General features: G+C 43.0%; 18 protein-coding genes. All 18 read left to right on the top strand.

Annotated features, from left to right (window positions below):
• Position 1 precedes the first annotated feature (1 nt).
• Positions 2–1,288, top strand: coding sequence for an EF-P 5-aminopentanol modification-associated protein YfmH (yfmH, locus tag ABRS97_RS00570; protein WP_367810952.1), 1,287 nt, complete (start codon positions 2–4; stop codon positions 1,286–1,288).
• Complete coding sequence (gene ymfI / locus ABRS97_RS00565) at positions 1,288–2,043, top strand: elongation factor P 5-aminopentanone reductase (protein ID WP_367810951.1); 756 nt, start codon at positions 1,288–1,290, stop codon at positions 2,041–2,043. The genes yfmH and ymfI overlap by 1 nt, the downstream gene beginning before the upstream one ends.
• A gap of 119 nt (positions 2,044–2,162) precedes the next feature.
• Positions 2,163–2,414, top strand: coding sequence for a DUF3243 domain-containing protein (locus ABRS97_RS00560; protein WP_367810950.1), 252 nt, complete (start codon positions 2,163–2,165; stop codon positions 2,412–2,414).
• Positions 2,415–2,620: 206 nt separating this feature from the next.
• Positions 2,621–3,472, top strand: a complete 852-nt coding sequence (locus tag ABRS97_RS00555) for a hypothetical protein (RefSeq protein WP_367810949.1) — start codon at positions 2,621–2,623, stop codon at positions 3,470–3,472.
• A 126-nt stretch (positions 3,473–3,598) separates the two neighbouring features.
• The gene (locus ABRS97_RS00550; RefSeq protein WP_483312403.1) at positions 3,599–4,342 is read left to right on the top strand and encodes a DUF3388 domain-containing protein; all 744 of its coding nucleotides are present in this window, start codon (positions 3,599–3,601) and stop codon (positions 4,340–4,342) included.
• A gap of 48 nt (positions 4,343–4,390) precedes the next feature.
• The gene (locus ABRS97_RS00545; RefSeq protein ID WP_367810947.1) at positions 4,391–5,275 is read left to right on the top strand and encodes a helix-turn-helix domain-containing protein; all 885 of its coding nucleotides are present in this window, start codon (positions 4,391–4,393) and stop codon (positions 5,273–5,275) included.
• 139 nt (positions 5,276–5,414) lie between these two features.
• Complete coding sequence (locus ABRS97_RS00540) at positions 5,415–5,906, top strand: YajQ family cyclic di-GMP-binding protein (protein WP_367810946.1); 492 nt, start codon at positions 5,415–5,417, stop codon at positions 5,904–5,906.
• 122 nt (positions 5,907–6,028) lie between these two features.
• Positions 6,029–7,357, top strand: a complete 1,329-nt coding sequence (gene rimO, locus ABRS97_RS00535; RefSeq protein WP_367810945.1) for a 30S ribosomal protein S12 methylthiotransferase RimO — start codon at positions 6,029–6,031, stop codon at positions 7,355–7,357.
• Positions 7,354–7,941, top strand: a complete 588-nt coding sequence (pgsA, locus tag ABRS97_RS00530; RefSeq protein ID WP_367810944.1) for a CDP-diacylglycerol--glycerol-3-phosphate 3-phosphatidyltransferase — start codon at positions 7,354–7,356, stop codon at positions 7,939–7,941. The genes rimO and pgsA overlap by 4 nt, the downstream gene beginning before the upstream one ends.
• Before the next feature lie 63 nt (positions 7,942–8,004).
• Positions 8,005–9,255, top strand: coding sequence for a competence/damage-inducible protein A (locus ABRS97_RS00525; RefSeq protein WP_367810943.1), 1,251 nt, complete (start codon positions 8,005–8,007; stop codon positions 9,253–9,255).
• 173 nt (positions 9,256–9,428) lie between these two features.
• Entirely contained in the window at positions 9,429–10,478 is a 1,050-nt protein-coding gene (gene recA / locus ABRS97_RS00520) for a recombinase RecA (RefSeq protein WP_367810942.1), read from the top strand.
• A gap of 70 nt (positions 10,479–10,548) precedes the next feature.
• Complete coding sequence (locus ABRS97_RS00515) at positions 10,549–11,238, top strand: RecX family transcriptional regulator (protein WP_367810941.1); 690 nt, start codon at positions 10,549–10,551, stop codon at positions 11,236–11,238.
• Positions 11,239–11,602: 364 nt separating this feature from the next.
• A complete protein-coding gene (rny, locus tag ABRS97_RS00510) occupies positions 11,603–13,141 on the top strand; it encodes a ribonuclease Y (protein ID WP_367810940.1) in 1,539 nt (512 codons plus the stop codon).
• 77 nt (positions 13,142–13,218) lie between these two features.
• Positions 13,219–14,013: a TIGR00282 family metallophosphoesterase gene (locus ABRS97_RS00505; RefSeq protein WP_367810939.1), complete on the top strand. Its 795-nt coding sequence runs from the start codon at positions 13,219–13,221 to the stop codon at positions 14,011–14,013.
• Positions 14,014–14,130: 117 nt separating this feature from the next.
• Entirely contained in the window at positions 14,131–14,391 is a 261-nt protein-coding gene (locus tag ABRS97_RS00500; RefSeq protein ID WP_005550495.1) for a stage V sporulation protein S, read from the top strand.
• A gap of 114 nt (positions 14,392–14,505) precedes the next feature.
• Complete coding sequence (locus tag ABRS97_RS00495) at positions 14,506–15,444, top strand: dipeptidase (RefSeq protein ID WP_367810938.1); 939 nt, start codon at positions 14,506–14,508, stop codon at positions 15,442–15,444.
• A gap of 201 nt (positions 15,445–15,645) precedes the next feature.
• Positions 15,646–17,394, top strand: a complete 1,749-nt coding sequence (locus ABRS97_RS00490) for a 2-oxoacid:acceptor oxidoreductase subunit alpha (RefSeq protein ID WP_367810937.1) — start codon at positions 15,646–15,648, stop codon at positions 17,392–17,394.
• The gene (locus ABRS97_RS00485) at positions 17,382–18,248 is read left to right on the top strand and encodes a 2-oxoacid:ferredoxin oxidoreductase subunit beta (RefSeq protein WP_367810936.1); all 867 of its coding nucleotides are present in this window, start codon (positions 17,382–17,384) and stop codon (positions 18,246–18,248) included. The genes ABRS97_RS00490 and ABRS97_RS00485 overlap by 13 nt, the downstream gene beginning before the upstream one ends.
• The last annotated feature ends 16 nt before the right edge of the window (positions 18,249–18,264 follow it).

The raw sequence follows: 18,264 nt of genomic DNA, 5'->3' as shown, positions 1-18,264 counted from the left end.
GATGCAGACGATACCTTATCCACATCTCAATGAAACGATTTATCACGAGCAGCTCGAGAATGGACTGCATGTGTTTGTTCTCCCTAAAGAAGGGTTTCAGAAAACTTATGCTACGTTTACCACTCGGTTTGGTTCCGTCGACAATCACTTCCAAGTGGAGGGCAAGGAAGCTGTTCATGTACCCGATGGCATCGCTCACTTCCTTGAACATAAAATGTTCGAAGAGCCGGAGGGGGACATCTTTGCCAGCTTCGCTTCCCATGGCGCATCGGCAAATGCCTTTACAAGCTTCGATCGTACAGCCTATTTATTTTCCTCAACCAATGACATTTTAACAAATTTAAGGACATTAATTAATTTTGTGCAAAATCCTTATTTTACAGATGAAAATGTGGAAAAGGAAAAAGGGATCATTGGGCAAGAAATTAAGATGTACCAGGATCACCCGGATTGGAGAAGCTATTACGGACTTATCGAATCGTTGTATGCGAAGCACCCTATCCATATAGACATCGCAGGAACTGTTGAATCCATTGCTGAGATTACGAAGGAAACGCTTTATAACTGCTACCACACCTTTTACCATCCAAGCAATATGAGCTTGTTCGTTGTAGGCGGGGTGAACCCGCAAGAGATCATCGCCTTTGTTCAAGAAAACCAAGCTGCAAAAACATTTCGTCCGCAAGGCAGCATAAAGCGATTTTTCGAAGATGAGCCTCTGACCGTAAATGAAGCTCGTAGGGTAACAATATTACCTGTCTCTCTACCTAAATGTTTGTTCGGGCTAAAAGAAGCGGCGCCTTCAATTAGCGGGAGAGAATTGCTTGTCAAAGAGTTGACAACGAAGCTAATGTTGGATATTTTGTTCAGCTCGAGTTCGGATATTTACCAAGCCTTGTACGATGAGGGACTCATTTCAGATAGTTTTGGCCATGAGTACAACATAAGTGAGGACTATGCATTTTCGATTCTGGGCGGAGATACGAAGGATCCTGATCAACTCATTGCACGGATTCGTGATGAAGTAGAAAAACTTAGATCATCAGGGCTTGATGCTGTGACCTTTGAGCGAAGCCGCAAGAAAAAAATCGGAAATTTTCTTCGTATGCTAAACTCGCCTGAATCCATTGCCAACGAGTTTACCAAATATCGATTCAAAGGGATTGATTTGTTCGATATACTTCCTGTATATGAAAGTATTACATTAGAGGATGTTAATAACCGATTCCGTGATCATTTCGATTGGAGCAAACTGGCCGTGTCCATTGTGCAGAGTCGAGAGCAATAATGAGTCCCTCCAAACCATTTACAGAACAAACTGTGCTCATTACCGGAGCGAGTAGAGGTATCGGCGCGGCAATCGCAGAACGATTCGCTCAGGTTGGAATGAATGTTGTGATTCACTATCGTGAGTCGCACGAAGCAGCTAACGAAGTTGCTCGATCGTGCATGAAGCATGGGGCTAAAGTGCTGACGGTTTCAGCTGATGTCAGGTCACGAGAACAAATTAATAAAATGAAAGAAAAGCTCGAACAGCGTGATATGATACCTGACATTATCGTTAACAATGCAGGGATCGCTCATTATAGTATGCTTTCTGATGTGAGTGAAGAGGATTGGGATCTTATTATGGATGTCAATCTGAAAGGCGCATTCCTCTGTACCCAAACATTCATGGAAACAATGATTAGACGCAAGTATGGCCGTATTATTAATGTATCTTCCATCTGGGGCATATCCGGTGCTTCGTGCGAAGTTGTTTATTCTACCGCTAAAGGCGGTATGAATGCTTTTACCAAAGCATTAGCCAAAGAGCTGGCTCCATCGGGAGTAACCGTTAATGCGGTTGCTCCGGGGGCGGTTCATACGGAAATGATGGCTGGCTTTCAAGCAGAGGAAAAAGCTGCAATAGAAAGCGAAATCCCTATTGGGCGCTTTGCTTTACCTGACGAAATTGCTTCACTCGTTTATTTTCTGGCATTACCCGAATCCGGTTATATTACAGGTCAAATTATTAGCCCTAATGGTGGCTGGTTGACTTAATGTCCTTATTAGCGTTTATACCAATTTCAATTAAGAAGCCACACGCATAAATCCTTATTGAGATGCGAATATTACGTATGTAATGACCATCTTTCACAAACCAAAGGAGGCTTCTTACAATGGCTACTGTACTTCAAGTATTTGATAAGTGGAAAGAGTTTCTTGCAGATCGCGTAGGTCAAGCACAACATGCGGGGATGAGTGAAGAAACCATAAGCAAGCTTGCTTTTCAAATCGGTGAGTTTCTTGCTAATAAAGTAGACCCGGAAAATTCCCAAGAGCGAGTGCTTAAGGAGTTGTGGGATGCTGGGAATGAAGAAGACAAACGTACACTAGCCCGCCTCATGGTAAAACTAGTAGACAAAGCCTAATAACCGTTTTACAATTCAATAAGGCACTTTGCAAAAGCCTCCTTCCATCGGAGGCTTTTGCATGCTTTTCCGCAAAAGAAAGCAAATGTTCTCGAAGTTGAGAACTTCTTTCTTTTTGGCGATAAAACCGACCTCAAACGCGGCTACTCAACTTTGTATGACTTCGACAGAGGTTTTCTCATGGAGAAGAAAGGAACCGGAACTGGATGTGGATTCGACGTTATGTACTTTGTTTAATACTCTTATCTTTATTCGTCACAGGCTGCGGAAATCGGGGGATTCCAGTTATAAAGCAAGAACTGCTGGACAAAAAGATCTCCGTGCTAATGCTTTCAAGCGTTAGTTTGTCTGATTCAGCCAAACAGTCGATAGGAACAGCTTTGCAGCAGTGGAGAGATTCTAACCTGATTGCTTATGATTGGGTGAAAGATCTGACTACGGTGGATGGAGATGTTGTCATAAAGCTAAAAGAAAGAACTTATGATTACATATACGTTATAGGGAATGAACTTCTACCTTCCGCGAATGAAGTGATTCAACAGCAAGGTTCATCTTCAAAATGGACATTGATGCAGAGTCAACTTGATGTAAACGGAATCGCAAGCGCTAACGGAAGCCAGACATCCTTATACCAGATTGACCCACAAGCAGTGGAACGCCTAAAAAATCAGCGGATCTCAGAGTTGCTGGCGCAGCGCGTCTCGATCGAGTGGGTAACTACAGCTGATCATCCAATCCCTTCAGCTTGGGCCCCTTCTGAGGAAGCGGATCATATTGTTTTGCTTGATAATAATGAGCAGTGGTTTGGTCAGCTTTCGTTTCAGACGAAACAGCATCTTTCAAGTTGGATTATTTTCTATGTGCCTACAGATACCGCACACGTACAGAAAGCTAAGACAATTGGCGTATCTGTTATGGACACGTCTAATTCTTTATCTGCTGAATTAGATTGGGGAGTTATTCTTAGTAACCGCCTACAGGCAATGATTCAGCATAGCTGGCAATCTGGCGGATCTGTTTATAATGGACAAGAGCTAAAAGAACTAAAAACAAAATAATACTTGCATCTTTAGGATGATTGTGAGAAGGGTTTTGCCGAATATTGTAGAATCATTTAAAGGGTGACTTTTAAAAGTCGCTGAACTCATGAAGAGGTGGAACAATTGGACGTTAAAGAATGGTACATGGAGTATAAAATTCATAAGAACCGACCTGGTTTGTTGGGTGATATCGCTTCCTTAATGGGGATGCTCGATATTAATATTGTAACGATTAATGGGGTTGAGGATCGAACCCGAGGCATGCTTTTGCAAACCAATGATGAAGAAAAAATTGACTTAATGGGTAAAATGTTAAGAAAAGTAGATAATATTACAATTACGGCTCTTCGCCCTCCCAAATTGGTTGATATTTTAGCCGTTCGTCACGGCAGATACATCGAACGGGATTCCGACGATCGTAAAACATTTCGTTTTACTCGCGATGAATTAGGGCTGCTTGTTGATTTCTTAGGCGAGATTTTCAAACGTGAAGGCAATCAAGTCGTTGGGCTTCGCGGAATGCCCCGTGTCGGCAAGACGGAATCAATTATTGCCGGAAGCGTGTGCGCGAACAAACGCTGGACATTTGTTTCTTCCACATTGCTAAGGCAAACTGTTCGGAGCCAGCTTTCTGAGGATGAGATGACGCTGAACAATGTTTACATCATTGACGGTATTGTTTCCACCATTCGATCGAATGAGAAGCACTATAGCCTCTTGCAAGAAATTATGTCGATGCCATCTACTAAAGTGATTGAACACCCGGATATATTTATCCGTGAATCGGAATATACCTATAATCACTTTGATTATATTATTGAGCTGCGCAACAGTCCGGATGAAGAGATTAACTACGATTCCTTTACGTATACGTCCGAACCTTTTTAATTCATGCAACGTCCATACTAATATCGACTGTTTAGGGGAGGTGATCTTGTGTCTGATCTAGGAAATATTTTGCGTAAGACGCGTTTGGAAAGAAAAATATCATTGGATGACCTGCAAGAAGTGACCAAAATTCGTAAGCGCTACTTGGAGGCCATTGAAGAAGGCAATTACAAAGTGCTTCCGGGCAGCTTTTATGTTAGAGCTTTCATCAAAAGCTATGCAGAGGCTGTAGGATTGGACCCGATGGAAGTACTAAACATGTACCAGACGACGAATCCCACCCCTGTTGCAGAACAGCCGGTTGTTGAGACGATTCGCAATAAAAGAAAAAGTGTCCGGAATACAGAAAAAATGAGTCGTTGGGCATCGAGTGTGATGTTTGTGTGCTTCATTCTGCTTATATTTGGCATTGTTTATTACTATACCTACAAAAATGCCAAAGGAACGCCTGCTGAAATAAATCCTGCACAAACGCAATCTCCAAGGATTACGGATTCGACGAACCCATCAGGCAGCTCCAAACTTAATACGAGCACGAACGTTACTGGGGAGAACAAAGTAGTGCCTCTGTCAACGCCGACGCCAACACCTTCTCCAACACCTGCTGCAATACAAGTGAAGTTTATAAGCAATGAGAAGGGTGTCGATAATTATACGATAATTGGCACACCTAAGCTTGATATCCAGATGAAAATTACAGGCTCACAATGCTGGATTCAAGTCAATGCGTTAACGGATACGAATGCGAAGGGCGACATGCTAAGACAGAAGCTGTACAAAAACGGAGATTCGGATTCTTTTCAGTTGACGGGTTCGGCATATCTGAATGTTGGCGCAGCGAGCGCTTTAGAACTAACGGTGAATGGTACGGTTATTCCTGTTGGAGATACTCCTAATCCGAAGAGAGTTCAACTCAACCTGCAGAAAAGCTAGCAATTTGGCGCTTTCTGCGCTTTCCCGGGTAATGATTCATCCATGGACATCCTAGGCCGAGCGGCTGTGGGATGTTTCTTTTTGTAAGGCTTCTTGTTATAATTCATTATGTAATTTCATGGAAAGGATGTTTGCGTAGATGAGTTCAGAAAGTTCATTCGATATTGTGTCCAAGTTGGACATGCAGGAGCTTAACAATGCTATTCAACAGGCGGAGAAGGAGATTTTGACCCGCTTTGATTTTAAAGGAAGCAAAAGCAGCATTAAATTGGAAAAAGACCAATTAGTCGTCATTTCCGATGATGAGTTTAAACTGCAGAATGTACTGGATATTTTGCATGCTAAAATGACAAAACGCGGCATTTCGATTAAGAATCTCGAATACAGCAAAGTGGAGCCAGCTGCTGCTTCTACGGTTCGTCAGAAAATTTCTTTGAAACAAGGTGTCGATCAAGAAAACGCGAAAAAAATCAACATTTTAATTCGTGATTCAAAAATTAAAGTGAAGAGTCAGATTCAGGGCGATCAGATTCGGGTAACAGGAAAGAGCAAGGATGACTTGCAAGCAATTATTACATTGCTCCGCAAAGCAGATATTCCTCTCGACTTGCAATTTGTGAACCTAAAGTAATAATTACATACTGACTTAGCTCGAAGACCCTCTATATCTAGGGGGTTTTCACTTTTGACACCCTATAGGGCATGTATTATACTTGTAGGGAGCGGTTTAGGACTATTGGAGGTTGTTTCAACATGACAGAAAAGGTTAAAGTAGTTACCCTCGGATGCGAGAAAAATTTGGTCGATTCCGAGATTATGGCTGGATTAATACATGGACGCGGTTTCCAACTTGTTGATAACAAAGAAGAGGCGACCGTTATTATCGTGAACACATGCGGGTTCATTGATGCAGCTAAAGAAGAATCTGTGAACACGATCTTGGATATGGCTGAGCTGAAACAAACAGCAAATCTGAAGGCTTTAATCGTTTCAGGTTGTTTGACGCAGCGTTATAAGAAAGAATTAATGGAAGAAATGCCTGAAATTGACGGAATCGTCGGAACAGGGGATTTCGATAAAATCAATCACATTGTAGACGAAGCTCTACGTGGTAAAAGACCGGTTCTCGTAGGGAATCCGGTATTTAACTATGATGCAGATCTGCCAAGGCAGGTAACAACGCCGCGTTATACTGCCTATGTCAAAATTGCAGAAGGCTGCGATAATGCTTGTACTTTCTGCAGTATTCCCATCATGCGTGGTCAATTCCGCAGTAGAAGTATGGAATCAATCGTCTCGGAAGTAACGAACCTTGCTTCACAAGGGGTTAAAGAAATCAGTCTAATCGCACAGGATTCCACGAACTACGGAACGGATCTGTACGATGGTTTTATGCTGCCCGCTTTGCTCGATAAAGTGAGTGAAGTGCCTGGCATCGAATGGGTTCGCCTGCATTATGCCTATCCTGGCTTCTTTAGCGACGAGTTGATTGCCACTATGGCAGCGAATCCGAAGGTTTGCAAGTATATTGATATGCCTCTGCAGCACAGTGAGGATTCTATTCTTAAACGGATGCGCCGTCCTGGTCGTCAGAAGGACACACGTGAGCTTGTACGCAAAATCCGTGCGGCGATTCCAGATGTTGCGCTTCGCACGTCTCTGATCGTAGGTTTTCCGGGCGAAACCGAGCAAGACTTCGAGAACTTAAAGGAATTCGTTCGCGAGATGGAATTCGATCGTCTTGGTGTTTTCGCTTATTCCAAAGAGGACGATACGCCAGCTTCCCGTCTTCCGGATCAAATTCCAGATGAAGTGAAGGAGTACCGTGCGAATACGTTGATGGAAATTCAACGCGAAATATCGAACTTGCGTGGAGGTCGACGGATCGGCCAAGAAATTGATGTTTTGATTGAACGGTACGATGGCAGAAGCGATGTTTATGTTGGCCGTTCTCAATTCGATGCACCAGAGATTGATGGCGAAGTGTTCGTAGCGAACGCTAGCTTGAAAATTGGGGAACTTGCGAAAGTCCGCATCACACACTCATATGAGTTTGACTTATCTGGGGAGGTCATTGCATGAACCTGGCCAATCGCATCACCGTGGCGAGGATATTATTAGTACCCATTATTATGTTTTTTTTATTGATTCAGGTGAAATTTCCTCACATTCGGATTGAGGAATTCAGTATTACCTACAATCAAATTATCGCTGCATTGATTTTTATTATCGCGGCCAGCACAGACAGCCTGGATGGTTATATTGCCAGGAAACGCAAGTTGGTTACGAATCTGGGGAAGCTGCTCGATCCTTTAGCGGATAAGCTGCTGGTTACGGCAGTCCTCGTTTCTCTAGTTGAAATGGGCAAGGTAGATGCTTGGATCGTTATTGTGATCATTAGCAGAGAGTGGGCGGTCACCGGACTTCGCCAGATCGCTCTGCTCGAAGGGACTGTAATGGCAGCCAGTAAATGGGGAAAGGCGAAAACGGCCACGCAAATAACAGCCATCATCGCACTGCTTATTAATAATTTTCCTTTTACGTTTATCAATTTCCCCTTTGATGTGATTGCCAGCTGGGTAGCAGCTATTATTACGCTTTACTCAGGTATCGAGTATTTCGTGAAAAATAAGCATGTCATAGACTTTTCGGAAAAGACACAATAGGGAAACCTATTGTTTTTTTCCGTATTAGCAGGTTCGACAGAAATGCAGAGGAGGGATTTCTTTATGAAAGCTGAAATTGTTGCCGTTGGAACCGAATTGCTGCTTGGTCAAATTGTCAATACAAATGCGCAATACTTGTCACAAGAATGCGCAGCACTTGGTATCGACATTTATTATCAAACAGTTGTTGGAGACAATGTACAAAGGTTGATGGAAACGCTCAAGCTTGCGGCCGCACGAGCTGATGTCGTTATCTGCACAGGCGGATTAGGGCCGACACAGGACGATTTGACCAAAGATGTACTGGCGTCGCTTTCGGGGCGTGAACTTGTCTTGCATGAGCCATCAATGTCAGCTATTACGAGTTTGTTCAGTTCCCGAGGCATTCATATGGTGGAGAGTAATAGGCGACAAGCGCTTATGTTGGAAGGCAGCGATCCTTTACATAATGAGACTGGTCTTGCTATCGGCGTCGCTTACACATTCGAGGGCACTCATTTTATCTTGCTCCCAGGTCCGCCTAAAGAAATGAAACCAATGTTTACAAAGTATGCCTCCGAATGGCTTCGTCGGGTGATGACGGATGAAGTGCCTCTCTACTCCAAAATGCTTAAATTTGCCGGCATCGGGGAGTCTAATTTGGAACATCAATTGATTGACTTGATTGAAACTCAAACAGACCCGACGATTGCGCCCTACGCGAAAGAAGGAGAAGTAACCATACGCTTAACTACGCGAGCACATACTGCTGAAGAGGGTGAACGAAACCTTCAGTTGACAGAGCAGGAAATTAAGCGGAGAGTCGGTGATCATTTATATGCGCAGCGAGATGTTCCGATAGAGTCCGTCATTGTACAAATGCTCGGGGAGAAGAAACTAACCCTTTCTTTGGCTGAAAGTTGCACTGGCGGTTTGGTTAGTGATCTTGTTACGACGATACCTGGAAGTTCTCAATCTTTTTTAGGCGGCATAACTTGCTATTCGAATGCGATGAAGCATAAACTTTTGAACGTGCCGATGGAGGTTCTGGAAGGGGAGGGGGTGCCTGGAGCGGTTAGTAAAGAAACAGCTGTTCTTTTAGCTCAAAATCTTCTCATGACAACCGGTAGCGACGTAGGTGTTTCTGTGACGGGTGTAGCGGGTCCAAGTCCTTCTGAAGGGAAACCGGTAGGTCTCGTATACGTTGGCCTCGCACAGAGAGGTGCGGAACCTTCAGTCGTTACTTTGAATCTGTCGGGTACGCGTGAGACGATTAAGCATAGAGCGGCCAAAGCTGCACTGTATCATTTATGGAAACTATTGAAAGATATCTAACATTCATATATAATATGAATATCTGTTAGCGGAAGAACCGTAGCAAAGTCGATAACTTTGTTACGGTTTTTTGTTTGTTCGCAAAAAAAACGAATGTATGTTCGAAAAAATGCTTGGCAAACACCCCGAAACAAGTTATCATATACCTATAATGATAAAAGGAAGTGAGTGTTTTGACAGATCGTCGCGCCGCACTTGAAATGGCACTGCGTCAAATCGAAAAACAATTCGGAAAAGGCTCCATTATGAAACTTGGAGAATCGACACATATGCAAGTTGAAACGATTCCAAGTGGATCGCTCGCTCTAGATATTGCACTAGGTATTGGTGGATTTCCTCGTGGAAGAATTATTGAAGTGTACGGACCTGAGTCTTCCGGTAAAACAACTGTTGCTTTACACGCGATTGCCGAAGTACAAAGAGCAGGCGGACAAGCTGCTTTTATTGATGCCGAGCATGCATTGGATCCTTCGTACGCCAGCAAACTTGGTATCAACATAGATGAGTTGTTACTTTCTCAGCCAGATACTGGCGAGCAGGCGCTTGAAATTGCAGAAGCACTTGTGCGAAGCGGTGCGGTAGATATCATTGTCATTGACTCCGTAGCAGCACTCGTACCTAAAGCTGAGATCGAAGGGGAGATGGGAGATTCACACGTTGGTCTTCAAGCTCGCTTGATGTCGCAAGCACTCCGTAAGTTATCTGGAGCAATTAACAAATCTAAAGTCATTGCGATTTTTATTAACCAATTGCGTGAAAAAGTTGGTGTAATGTTCGGTAACCCAGAGACAACACCTGGTGGCCGTGCGCTTAAGTTTTATTCCTCCATCCGTTTGGACGTCCGTCGTGTCGAAACGATCAAACAAGGGAACGACATGGTCGGTAATCGTACGAGAATAAAAGTAGTTAAGAATAAAGTTGCTCCTCCGTTTAAACAAGCGGAAGTGGATATCATGTACGGGGAAGGGATTTCCCGTGAAGGTAGTATCATCGATATCGGAACCGAAATGGATATCGTAAACAAAAGTGGAGCTTGGTATTCGTACGAAGGTGAACGCTTAGGTCAAGGCCGCGAGAATGCGAAACAATTCCTGAAAGAGAATAAGGGGATTTCGGAAACGATCGAATTGAGAATTCGGGAGAACAGCAATTTGATTAAGGTAACTGGACCGAATGAGGACGATGAAGAAGGCGAAGTTGAAGCAGAAGCAGCTTTCGAATAAACGCATAAATTTAGTGAAAGCACCTTTAACCTCGAGTTAAGGTGCTTTCGTTTGTTAAGGGGTTGGTAATATGAGTGTTGATGAACAGCAGATATCCATCATTACAAAGGTAGAACAGCAGAAACGCAGTAAGCGGCGCTACAATATTTTTTTGAATGACGAATACGCATTTTCCGTTCATGAAGATATCCTGATTAAACATCGGCTTATGAAAGGAGAGACGGTAGATCTTGAGCAATTAACAACGATCATTCAAGATGAAGAACGAAATAACGCATATATGAAAGCGCTGAATATGATCGGCAGACGTCCACATTCAACTAATGAAGTGAGGCGAAAGTTAAAAGAACAGGGGTTTGAACTACCTATCGTTGAGTGGGTATGTGAGAGATTATCTCAGCAGAATTATATCAATGATGAAGAATTTGCGAAGATGTGGACTGAGAATCGCATTCAATCTCAGCGTAAAGGACGTAATTTGGTTCGCCAAGAACTACGGCAGAAAGGGATTCATAAAGAAGTTGTTCATAGAGCTCTTGAGACCATTAATCCCGAGGATGAAGTACAAGGGGCCCTGAAAATGGCTCAATCGAAGTGGAAGATAACCTCTGGTAAAACGATCGACCGTAAAAGAAAAACTGCAGCTTTTCTGATGCGGAGAGGCTATACTGGTTCTGTAGTGAACCAAGTGCTTGCTCAAATTAGTACGGATTCTGAAGATGAAGAAAATGAGATTTTTGATGATTTTCTTGATAATTAACATCATTAAATATATACATATTATCTTAATGGCATTAATTATCATACCATCTCAAGGACAATCGCTTGACAAGCTTCTTCGACAAAAGATAAAATAACAATGTATATTTTCATATGGATTCAAAATCATACCGAGTTGAATTGATTTTGATGAAACAGAAGTGGAAACCGCCAATTTTTACTCTGTTGATTATGGATTATCAGCACTATGGTGCCTCTAATGCACAGTGCGCATTCATTTAAGAGCCATGTTCTTATGATGATAAGGACATGTATTGACTTAACCTAATAATTAAAAATCGGATTAAAAAACCGAAGGAATCCCAAGCTAACACCTTGGAGAAACCAACGAGGAGGTGAACAAGATGACTATCATCTGGATCGCGATCATTCTCATTGTTGGAGCTGCATGCTTAGGGATTGGTTATTTTATCCGCAAATCTCTTGCAGAAGCGAAAATTTCCAGTGCAGAAACAGCCGCTGAGCAGATTCGAGAATCAGCAAAGAAGGAAGCAGAAGCACTGAAAAAAGAAACGGTTCTGGAAGCGAAGGACGAAGTGCATAAACTGAGGTCCGAAGCTGAAAAAGACATTCGTGAACGTCGAAATGAAATTCAACGACAAGAAAGACGATTGTTGCAAAAAGAGGAATCGCTGGATAAAAAATTAGAGTCTCTCGAGCGTAAAGAAGAGCAAGTTGCCAACAAAGAGAAGCGGATCGAGGATACACAATCGCAGATAGACCAGCTTTATAAAAGTCAGGTTGCGGAATTAGAACGAATTTCCGGACTTACAATGGAAGAAGCGAAGAGTATTATTCTTACCAATGTAGAACAAGAAGTTCGCCATGAAACGGCACAGCTGATTAAGGAAATTGAGCAGCAAGCGAAAGAAGAAGGCGATAAGAAAGCCCGTGAGGTCATTACACTCGCCATTCAACGATGTGCTGCGGATCACGTAGCTGAAACAACAGTTTCGGTAGTTACCTTACCAAATGAAGAAATGAAAGGCCGGATCATCGGTCGTGAAGGACGTAATATTCGTGCACTGGAAACATTGACGGGTATTGACCTAATTATTGATGATACGCCAGAAGCAGTTATTTTATCAGGATTTGATCCAATCCGACGTGAAATTGCTCGTACCTCACTGGAAAAACTCGTTGCAGATGGTCGTATTCATCCGGCGAGAATTGAAGAGATGGTTGAGAAGTCCCGTAAAGAAGTGGATGAGCGCATCCGTGAGTATGGCGAACAAGCTACGTTTGAAGTTGGCGTTCACGGATTACATCCAGATTTGATCAAAATTTTGGGTCGATTGAAATTTAGAACAAGTTACGGTCAAAATGTACTGAAGCATTCTATGGAAGTAGCTTATCTGGCAGGACTGATGGCTGGAGAGCTCGGGGTAGACGTAACTTTGGCGAAACGTGCCGGGCTGCTTCATGACATCGGTAAGGCGCTTGACCACGAGGTTGAAGGATCTCATGTGGAGATTGGCGTAGAGATTGGTAAGAAGTACAAGGAGCATCCTGTTGTAATCAATAGTATCGCCTCTCATCATGGTGATGTGGAAGCAACCTCAGTGATTGCTATGCTGGTTGGTGCTGCTGATGCTTTATCCGCAGCTAGACCAGGAGCACGCAGAGAGACATTGGAAACGTACATCAAGCGTCTGGAGAAACTCGAAGAGATCTCGGAGTCGTTTGAAGGTGTTGAGAAATCGTATGCGATTCAAGCAGGTCGTGAAGTTCGCGTCATGGTTCAACCCGAGAAAGTGGATGATACAGAAGCATTCCGCTTAGCCCGCGATATTACCAAGAAAATCGAGGGTGAACTCGACTATCCAGGACATATTAAGGTTACGGTTATCCGTGAAACGAGAGCAGTAGAATACGCTAAATAGGAAATTCAATGTGAAAAGTGGCTGATACAGCCACTTTTCCTCATTTTTAGTTGCATAGAGGAGAATAGTGAATTCGTATGAAAATTGTATTTATTGGAGATATTGTTGGTTCTGTTGGGAGAAAAGCACTTAAAAATGTAATGCCTCGGTTGAAACAGGCGCATCCTAATGCCGTGTTTATTGCCAATGGAGAGAACGCTGCCGCGGGGAAGGGGATAACATCTGCGATTGCAAAAGAAATATATGAAATGGGCATTCAAGCTCTAACAATGGGTAATCATACCTGGGATCAGAAAGAAATATTTGATTTCATTGACCGTGATGAGAAAATGGTGCGTCCGGCTAATTTTCCGCCAGGAACTCCAGGCAGAGGCCATACAGTAATTAAAGTAAAGGATCAAGAAATACTGATTATCAATTTACAAGGCCGTACATTTTTACCGCCAATTGATTGTCCATTTCGTAAAGTAGATGAAATACTTGAAGCTGACAAGAAAAAGCATAAATTTGTTTTTGTTGATTTCCATGCAGAGGCAACTTCTGAGAAAATAGCTATGGGCTGGCATTTGGATGGTAGGGTGTCTGCTGTTGTTGGTACACACACCCACGTTCAGACGAACGATAATCGCGTACTCCCGCAAGGTACGGCTTATGTAACGGATGTGGGCATGGTAGGCCCTCGTGATGGCATACTGGGAGTTGAACGTCAGGCAGTTCTTCAAAAGTTTAAAACTCAACTGCCTGTTCGCTTTGTTACTGATGAAGGCAAGTGGCATTTCCATGCTGTCGTTATTGAATTGAACGACCAGACGGGGTTGGCTAAAGGAATCAGTCTCATTCGCTATGATGAAGATCAAGTCTTTTTAGATTAACGAATAAAAAATTGAATTTTCTGAAAATTACTCCCGCGGTAGGAAGGAATGTTTTGTAAACCTCTAGAATATGATGATTACTGGAATCTATTCATCATTCCCGAGGAGGTACTTTTCATGGAAGTATTAAAAGTTTCAGCAAAGTCTAATCCAAACTCCGTAGCAGGTGCACTGGCAGGCGTGTTGCGCGAGCGTGGAGCAGCCGAGCTTCAAGCTATTGGTGCAGGTGCCCTCAACCAGGCCATCAAAGCAGTAGCCATTGCTAGAGGATTTGTTGCGCCTAGTGGGGTTGACTTAATTTGCGTACCAGCATTCACAGATATCGTGATCGACGGGGAAGATCGGACAGCAATCAAATTAATCGTTGAGCCGCGTTAGTCAAGTATTGTATATAGACATGCCACAACACCTGTTTACCATGTAGACAGGTTTTTTATTTTTCCAAGAAACCTCAAGTGCGAGGTTCTTTATGCTGCCAGGGGTGGTGTTATAGTGATTATTGATGGTCATTGCGATGCATTAACGAAACTATATATGGACCCAAAGCTTGATTTCAACTTGGAATTGCCGGAATTGGACGTCAGCTATCCACGTCTCAAGCGTTCAGGTGTAAAGGTTCAATGCTTTGCAGTATATTTGTCAGAGAACATTTATGCACCTTCGTTTGACCATATCCTTCAAATGGTAGATGTTTTTTATCAAAAAGTAATAAGCCATCCCGGTATGAGCGCTATTCGCAATGTTTCGGATTTCCTAGCGGTTGAACGAAATGAGAAGATAGGAGCCATCCTTACGCTGGAAGGGTTGGATGCACTCGCCGGCAATATGACCCATTTGCGGATTCTTTACTACCTTGGAGTTAGAAGTATCGGTCTTACTTGGAATTATGCGAATTGGGCAGCAGATGGCGTTCAGGAGCCGCGTAATGGGGGATTTACTTGGAAAGGCAAGCGGATGTTAAAAGAATTAGAAGGAATGGGTATAATAGTGGATGTATCACATTTATCTGTGAACGCTTTTTGGGAATTAATTGATCTATATAAAAAGCCTTTCATTGCATCGCATTCAAATGCAGCTAAGCAATGTCCCCATCCAAGAAATTTATCAGACGAACAAATAGCAGCTATCATAAAATGTCGTGGACAAATGGGTATTACCTTCGTTCCATACTTTGTTGATTCAGCTAATTCGACTGTTCCGATTAGCCGTTTACTAACCCATATTGATCATGTTTGTTCGTTAGGAGGGGAGAATCATATCGGATTTGGCTCAGATTTTGATGGCATTGAGCAGTGGATCGAGGGACTTGAACATGCAGGCAAATATGAAAATATTATAGAAGCTTTGTGTAAAAACTATAGCGAAGATCAAGTGGAGCGAATTCTTTACGGGAATTGGCGTAATTTCCTGCTTGCCAATTTACCCAGATAAAACCACGATCAATCTAAAATTGATATGAATTTCATCTAAAAACTCTATGTTTTAGATTCGTTCAAACCCCTTGCAATTTGTCTCATAAAGGCATAGAATTTGTGTGACAAGTGAAAGATTTTTTTTATAGCTCTTTTCTAATTAATTTGTGTATAGCTATGTTATCTTCATGCAGCTACAATCAAAAGGAGTGGACGTACGGTGATTAGTCAGTTATCTTGGAAAATCGGAGGTCAGCAGGGTGAAGGGGTCGAATCAACAGACCGTATCTTCTCAACTGCATTGAACCGTCTCGGTTACTATTTGTATGGGTACCGTCATTTCTCTTCGCGGATTAAGGGGGGACATACAAATAACAAGATTCGCATCAGCACCAAGCCGATTCGCGCAATTTCCGACGATTTGGACATTCTGGTAGCTTTCGACCAAGAAAGTATCGATTTCAACGCACATGAACTTCGTGATAACGGAGTTATCGTTGCGGATGCGAAATTCAATCCAGTATTGCCAGAAGGGATTAAAGCACGTTTATTCCCAGTACCGATTACTGCAATTGCAGAAGAATTAGGAACTTCCCTGTTTAAGAACATGGCCGCATCTGGCGCTTCTTGGGCTTTGCTCGGTTTGCCACTAGATGTGTTTAATAAAGCCGTTGAAGAAGAATTCGGCCGTAAAGGCGCTGCAGTTGTCGAGAAAAACATTGAAGCTGTTCGCAAGGGAGCAGAATCCGTTCTTGAATTGGCGGGTGGTCCAATTGCAGACTTCCAATTAGAGCCAGCAGACGGTAAACAAAAATTATTCATGATTGGTAATGATGCGATTGCGCTTGGAGCTGTAGCTGCAGGTTGCCGTTTCATGCCTGCATACCCTATTACGCCAGCATCAGAAGTTATGGAATACCTGATCAAAGCCCTTCCTAAGTTCGGTGGTACGGTTATCCAAACCGAAGATGAAATCGCAGCTTGCACGATGGCGATCGGCGCTAACTACGCTGGTGCTCGTGCATTAACTGCCTCTGCAGGGCCTGGTCTTTCCTTGATGATGGAAGCGATCGGTCTTGCCGGTATGACCGAAACGCCAGTCGTAATCGTTGACACGCAACGTGGGGGTCCAAGTACAGGTCTTCCGACGAAACAAGAGCAATCTGACCTTAATGCAATGGTATACGGCACACACGGTGAAATTCCGAAAATCGTCTTGTCTCCGAGCACAATCGAAGAGTGTTTCTACGATACGATTGAAGCCTTTAACCTTGCTGAAAAATATCAAGTTCCTGTAATCCTTATGACCGATCTTCAACTTTCTCTGGGTAAACAATCCGCTGAGATGTTGGATTACAATCGTATTGTTATCGATCGCGGACGTTTGGTTACAGAAGCTCCTGAGCTTACGGACAATCAACTGTTTAAACGTTATGAGTTTACTGAGAACGGTGTTTCGCCGCGTGTAATTCCAGGTGTTAAACATGGCTTGCATCACGTAACAGGCGTAGAGCATGACCAAACTGGACGTCCTTCTGAAAGCACGGAAAATCGTCAAAGAATGATGGATAAACGTTTGGAGAAATTAAAACACATTCAAGTAACAGATGCGATTAAAGCAGATGCGCCTCACGAAAATCCAGATCTTTTGATTATCGGTATGGGCTCAACTGGCGGTACAATCGACGAAGCAAGAAGTCGTGTTGCGAAAGACGGGATTACAACGAATCACGCAACTGTTCGTTTGATTCACCCGTTCCCTGCAGAACAATTAAGACCGCTTGTTGAAAAAGCAAAAACGGTTATCGTTGTTGAAAACAATGCAACAGGTCAACTAGCCGATCAAATCAAGCTTCACGTTGGTCATGCGGATAAAATTAAGAACGTTCTGAAATATAACGGCAATCCGTTCTTGCCAGCTGAAATCGAAGAAAAATGTAAGGAGTTGAGCTTAGCATGGCAACGTTAAAAGACTTTCGCAACAATGTAAAGCCAAACTGGTGTCCAGGTTGCGGAGATTTCTCCGTACAAGCGGCTATCCAAAGAGCAGCAGCTAACGTTGGCTTAGAGCCTGAAGGTTTAGCAGTTATTTCTGGTATTGGTTGTTCTGGACGTATTTCCGGTTATATCAATGCATATGGCTTTCACGGTATTCATGGCAGATCTTTGCCAATCGCACAAGGCGTGAAAATGGCAAACCGCGATTTGACAGTCATCGCTTCCGGCGGGGACGGAGACGGTTTCGCAATTGGTATGGGTCATACCGTTCATGCGATTCGTCGTAACATTGATGTTACGTACATTGTTATGGATAACCAAATCTACGGTTTGACAAAAGGGCAAGCTTCCCCACGTAGTGCAGAAGGCTTCAAAACAAAAAGTACGCCACAAGGCTCCATTGAGTCCGCGATTTCACCATTGGAAATTGCGATGGCTGCAGGCGCAACGTTTGTAGCTCAATCGTTCTCCAGTAACTTGAAACAGTTAACTGCTGTTATTGAAGCTGGTTTGAATCACAAAGGTTTCTCCTTGATCAACGTTTTCAGCCCATGTGTTACTTTCAACAAAGTGAACACTTATGACTGGTTCAAAGAAAACATTGTGGATCTTGATGAGATTCCTGATTACGACTCAACGAACCGTGTTATGGCTATGACGAAAATCATGGAAACAAACTCCATGCTTACAGGGATCATTTATCAAAATAAAGAGAAAAAGAGCTATGAAAATTCCGTTCCTAACTTTGCAACGGAAGGGCTCGTGAAACAAAATCTTCAGATTTCAGAAGCAGACTTCAACAAAATGCTTACTGAATTCAAATAAGAATGACTCAAGGGCA

It is taken from the genome of Paenibacillus tabacirhizosphaerae, assembly GCF_040812395.1.
Classification (GTDB): domain Bacteria; phylum Bacillota; class Bacilli; order Paenibacillales; family NBRC-103111; genus Paenibacillus_E.
The sequence above is the reverse complement of the archived record's forward strand: the minus strand, read 5'-3'. Positions and strand labels throughout refer to the sequence as shown.

Excerpts from the sequence above, each read along its gene's own strand:
- pgsA (WP_367810944.1), top strand. The coding sequence starts at position 7,354 with ATGAACCTGGCCAATCGCATCACCGTGGCGAGGATATTATTAGTACCC.
- ABRS97_RS00525 (WP_367810943.1), top strand. The coding sequence starts at position 8,005 with ATGAAAGCTGAAATTGTTGCCGTTGGAACCGAATTGCTGCTTGGTCAA.
- ABRS97_RS00540 (WP_367810946.1), top strand. The coding sequence starts at position 5,415 with ATGAGTTCAGAAAGTTCATTCGATATTGTGTCCAAGTTGGACATGCAG.
- ABRS97_RS00500 (WP_005550495.1), top strand. The coding sequence starts at position 14,131 with ATGGAAGTATTAAAAGTTTCAGCAAAGTCTAATCCAAACTCCGTAGCA.
- ABRS97_RS00550 (WP_483312403.1), top strand. The coding sequence starts at position 3,599 with ATGGAGTATAAAATTCATAAGAACCGACCTGGTTTGTTGGGTGATATC.
- ABRS97_RS00515 (WP_367810941.1), top strand. The coding sequence starts at position 10,549 with ATGAGTGTTGATGAACAGCAGATATCCATCATTACAAAGGTAGAACAG.
- ymfI (WP_367810951.1), top strand. The coding sequence starts at position 1,288 with ATGAGTCCCTCCAAACCATTTACAGAACAAACTGTGCTCATTACCGGA.
- rny (WP_367810940.1), top strand. The coding sequence starts at position 11,603 with ATGACTATCATCTGGATCGCGATCATTCTCATTGTTGGAGCTGCATGC.
- ABRS97_RS00485 (WP_367810936.1), top strand. The coding sequence starts at position 17,382 with ATGGCAACGTTAAAAGACTTTCGCAACAATGTAAAGCCAAACTGGTGT.
- rimO (WP_367810945.1), top strand. The coding sequence starts at position 6,029 with ATGACAGAAAAGGTTAAAGTAGTTACCCTCGGATGCGAGAAAAATTTG.
- yfmH (WP_367810952.1), top strand. The coding sequence starts at position 2 with ATGCAGACGATACCTTATCCACATCTCAATGAAACGATTTATCACGAG.
- ABRS97_RS00505 (WP_367810939.1), top strand. The coding sequence starts at position 13,219 with ATGAAAATTGTATTTATTGGAGATATTGTTGGTTCTGTTGGGAGAAAA.
- ABRS97_RS00560 (WP_367810950.1), top strand. The coding sequence starts at position 2,163 with ATGGCTACTGTACTTCAAGTATTTGATAAGTGGAAAGAGTTTCTTGCA.
- ABRS97_RS00555 (WP_367810949.1), top strand. The coding sequence starts at position 2,621 with ATGTGGATTCGACGTTATGTACTTTGTTTAATACTCTTATCTTTATTC.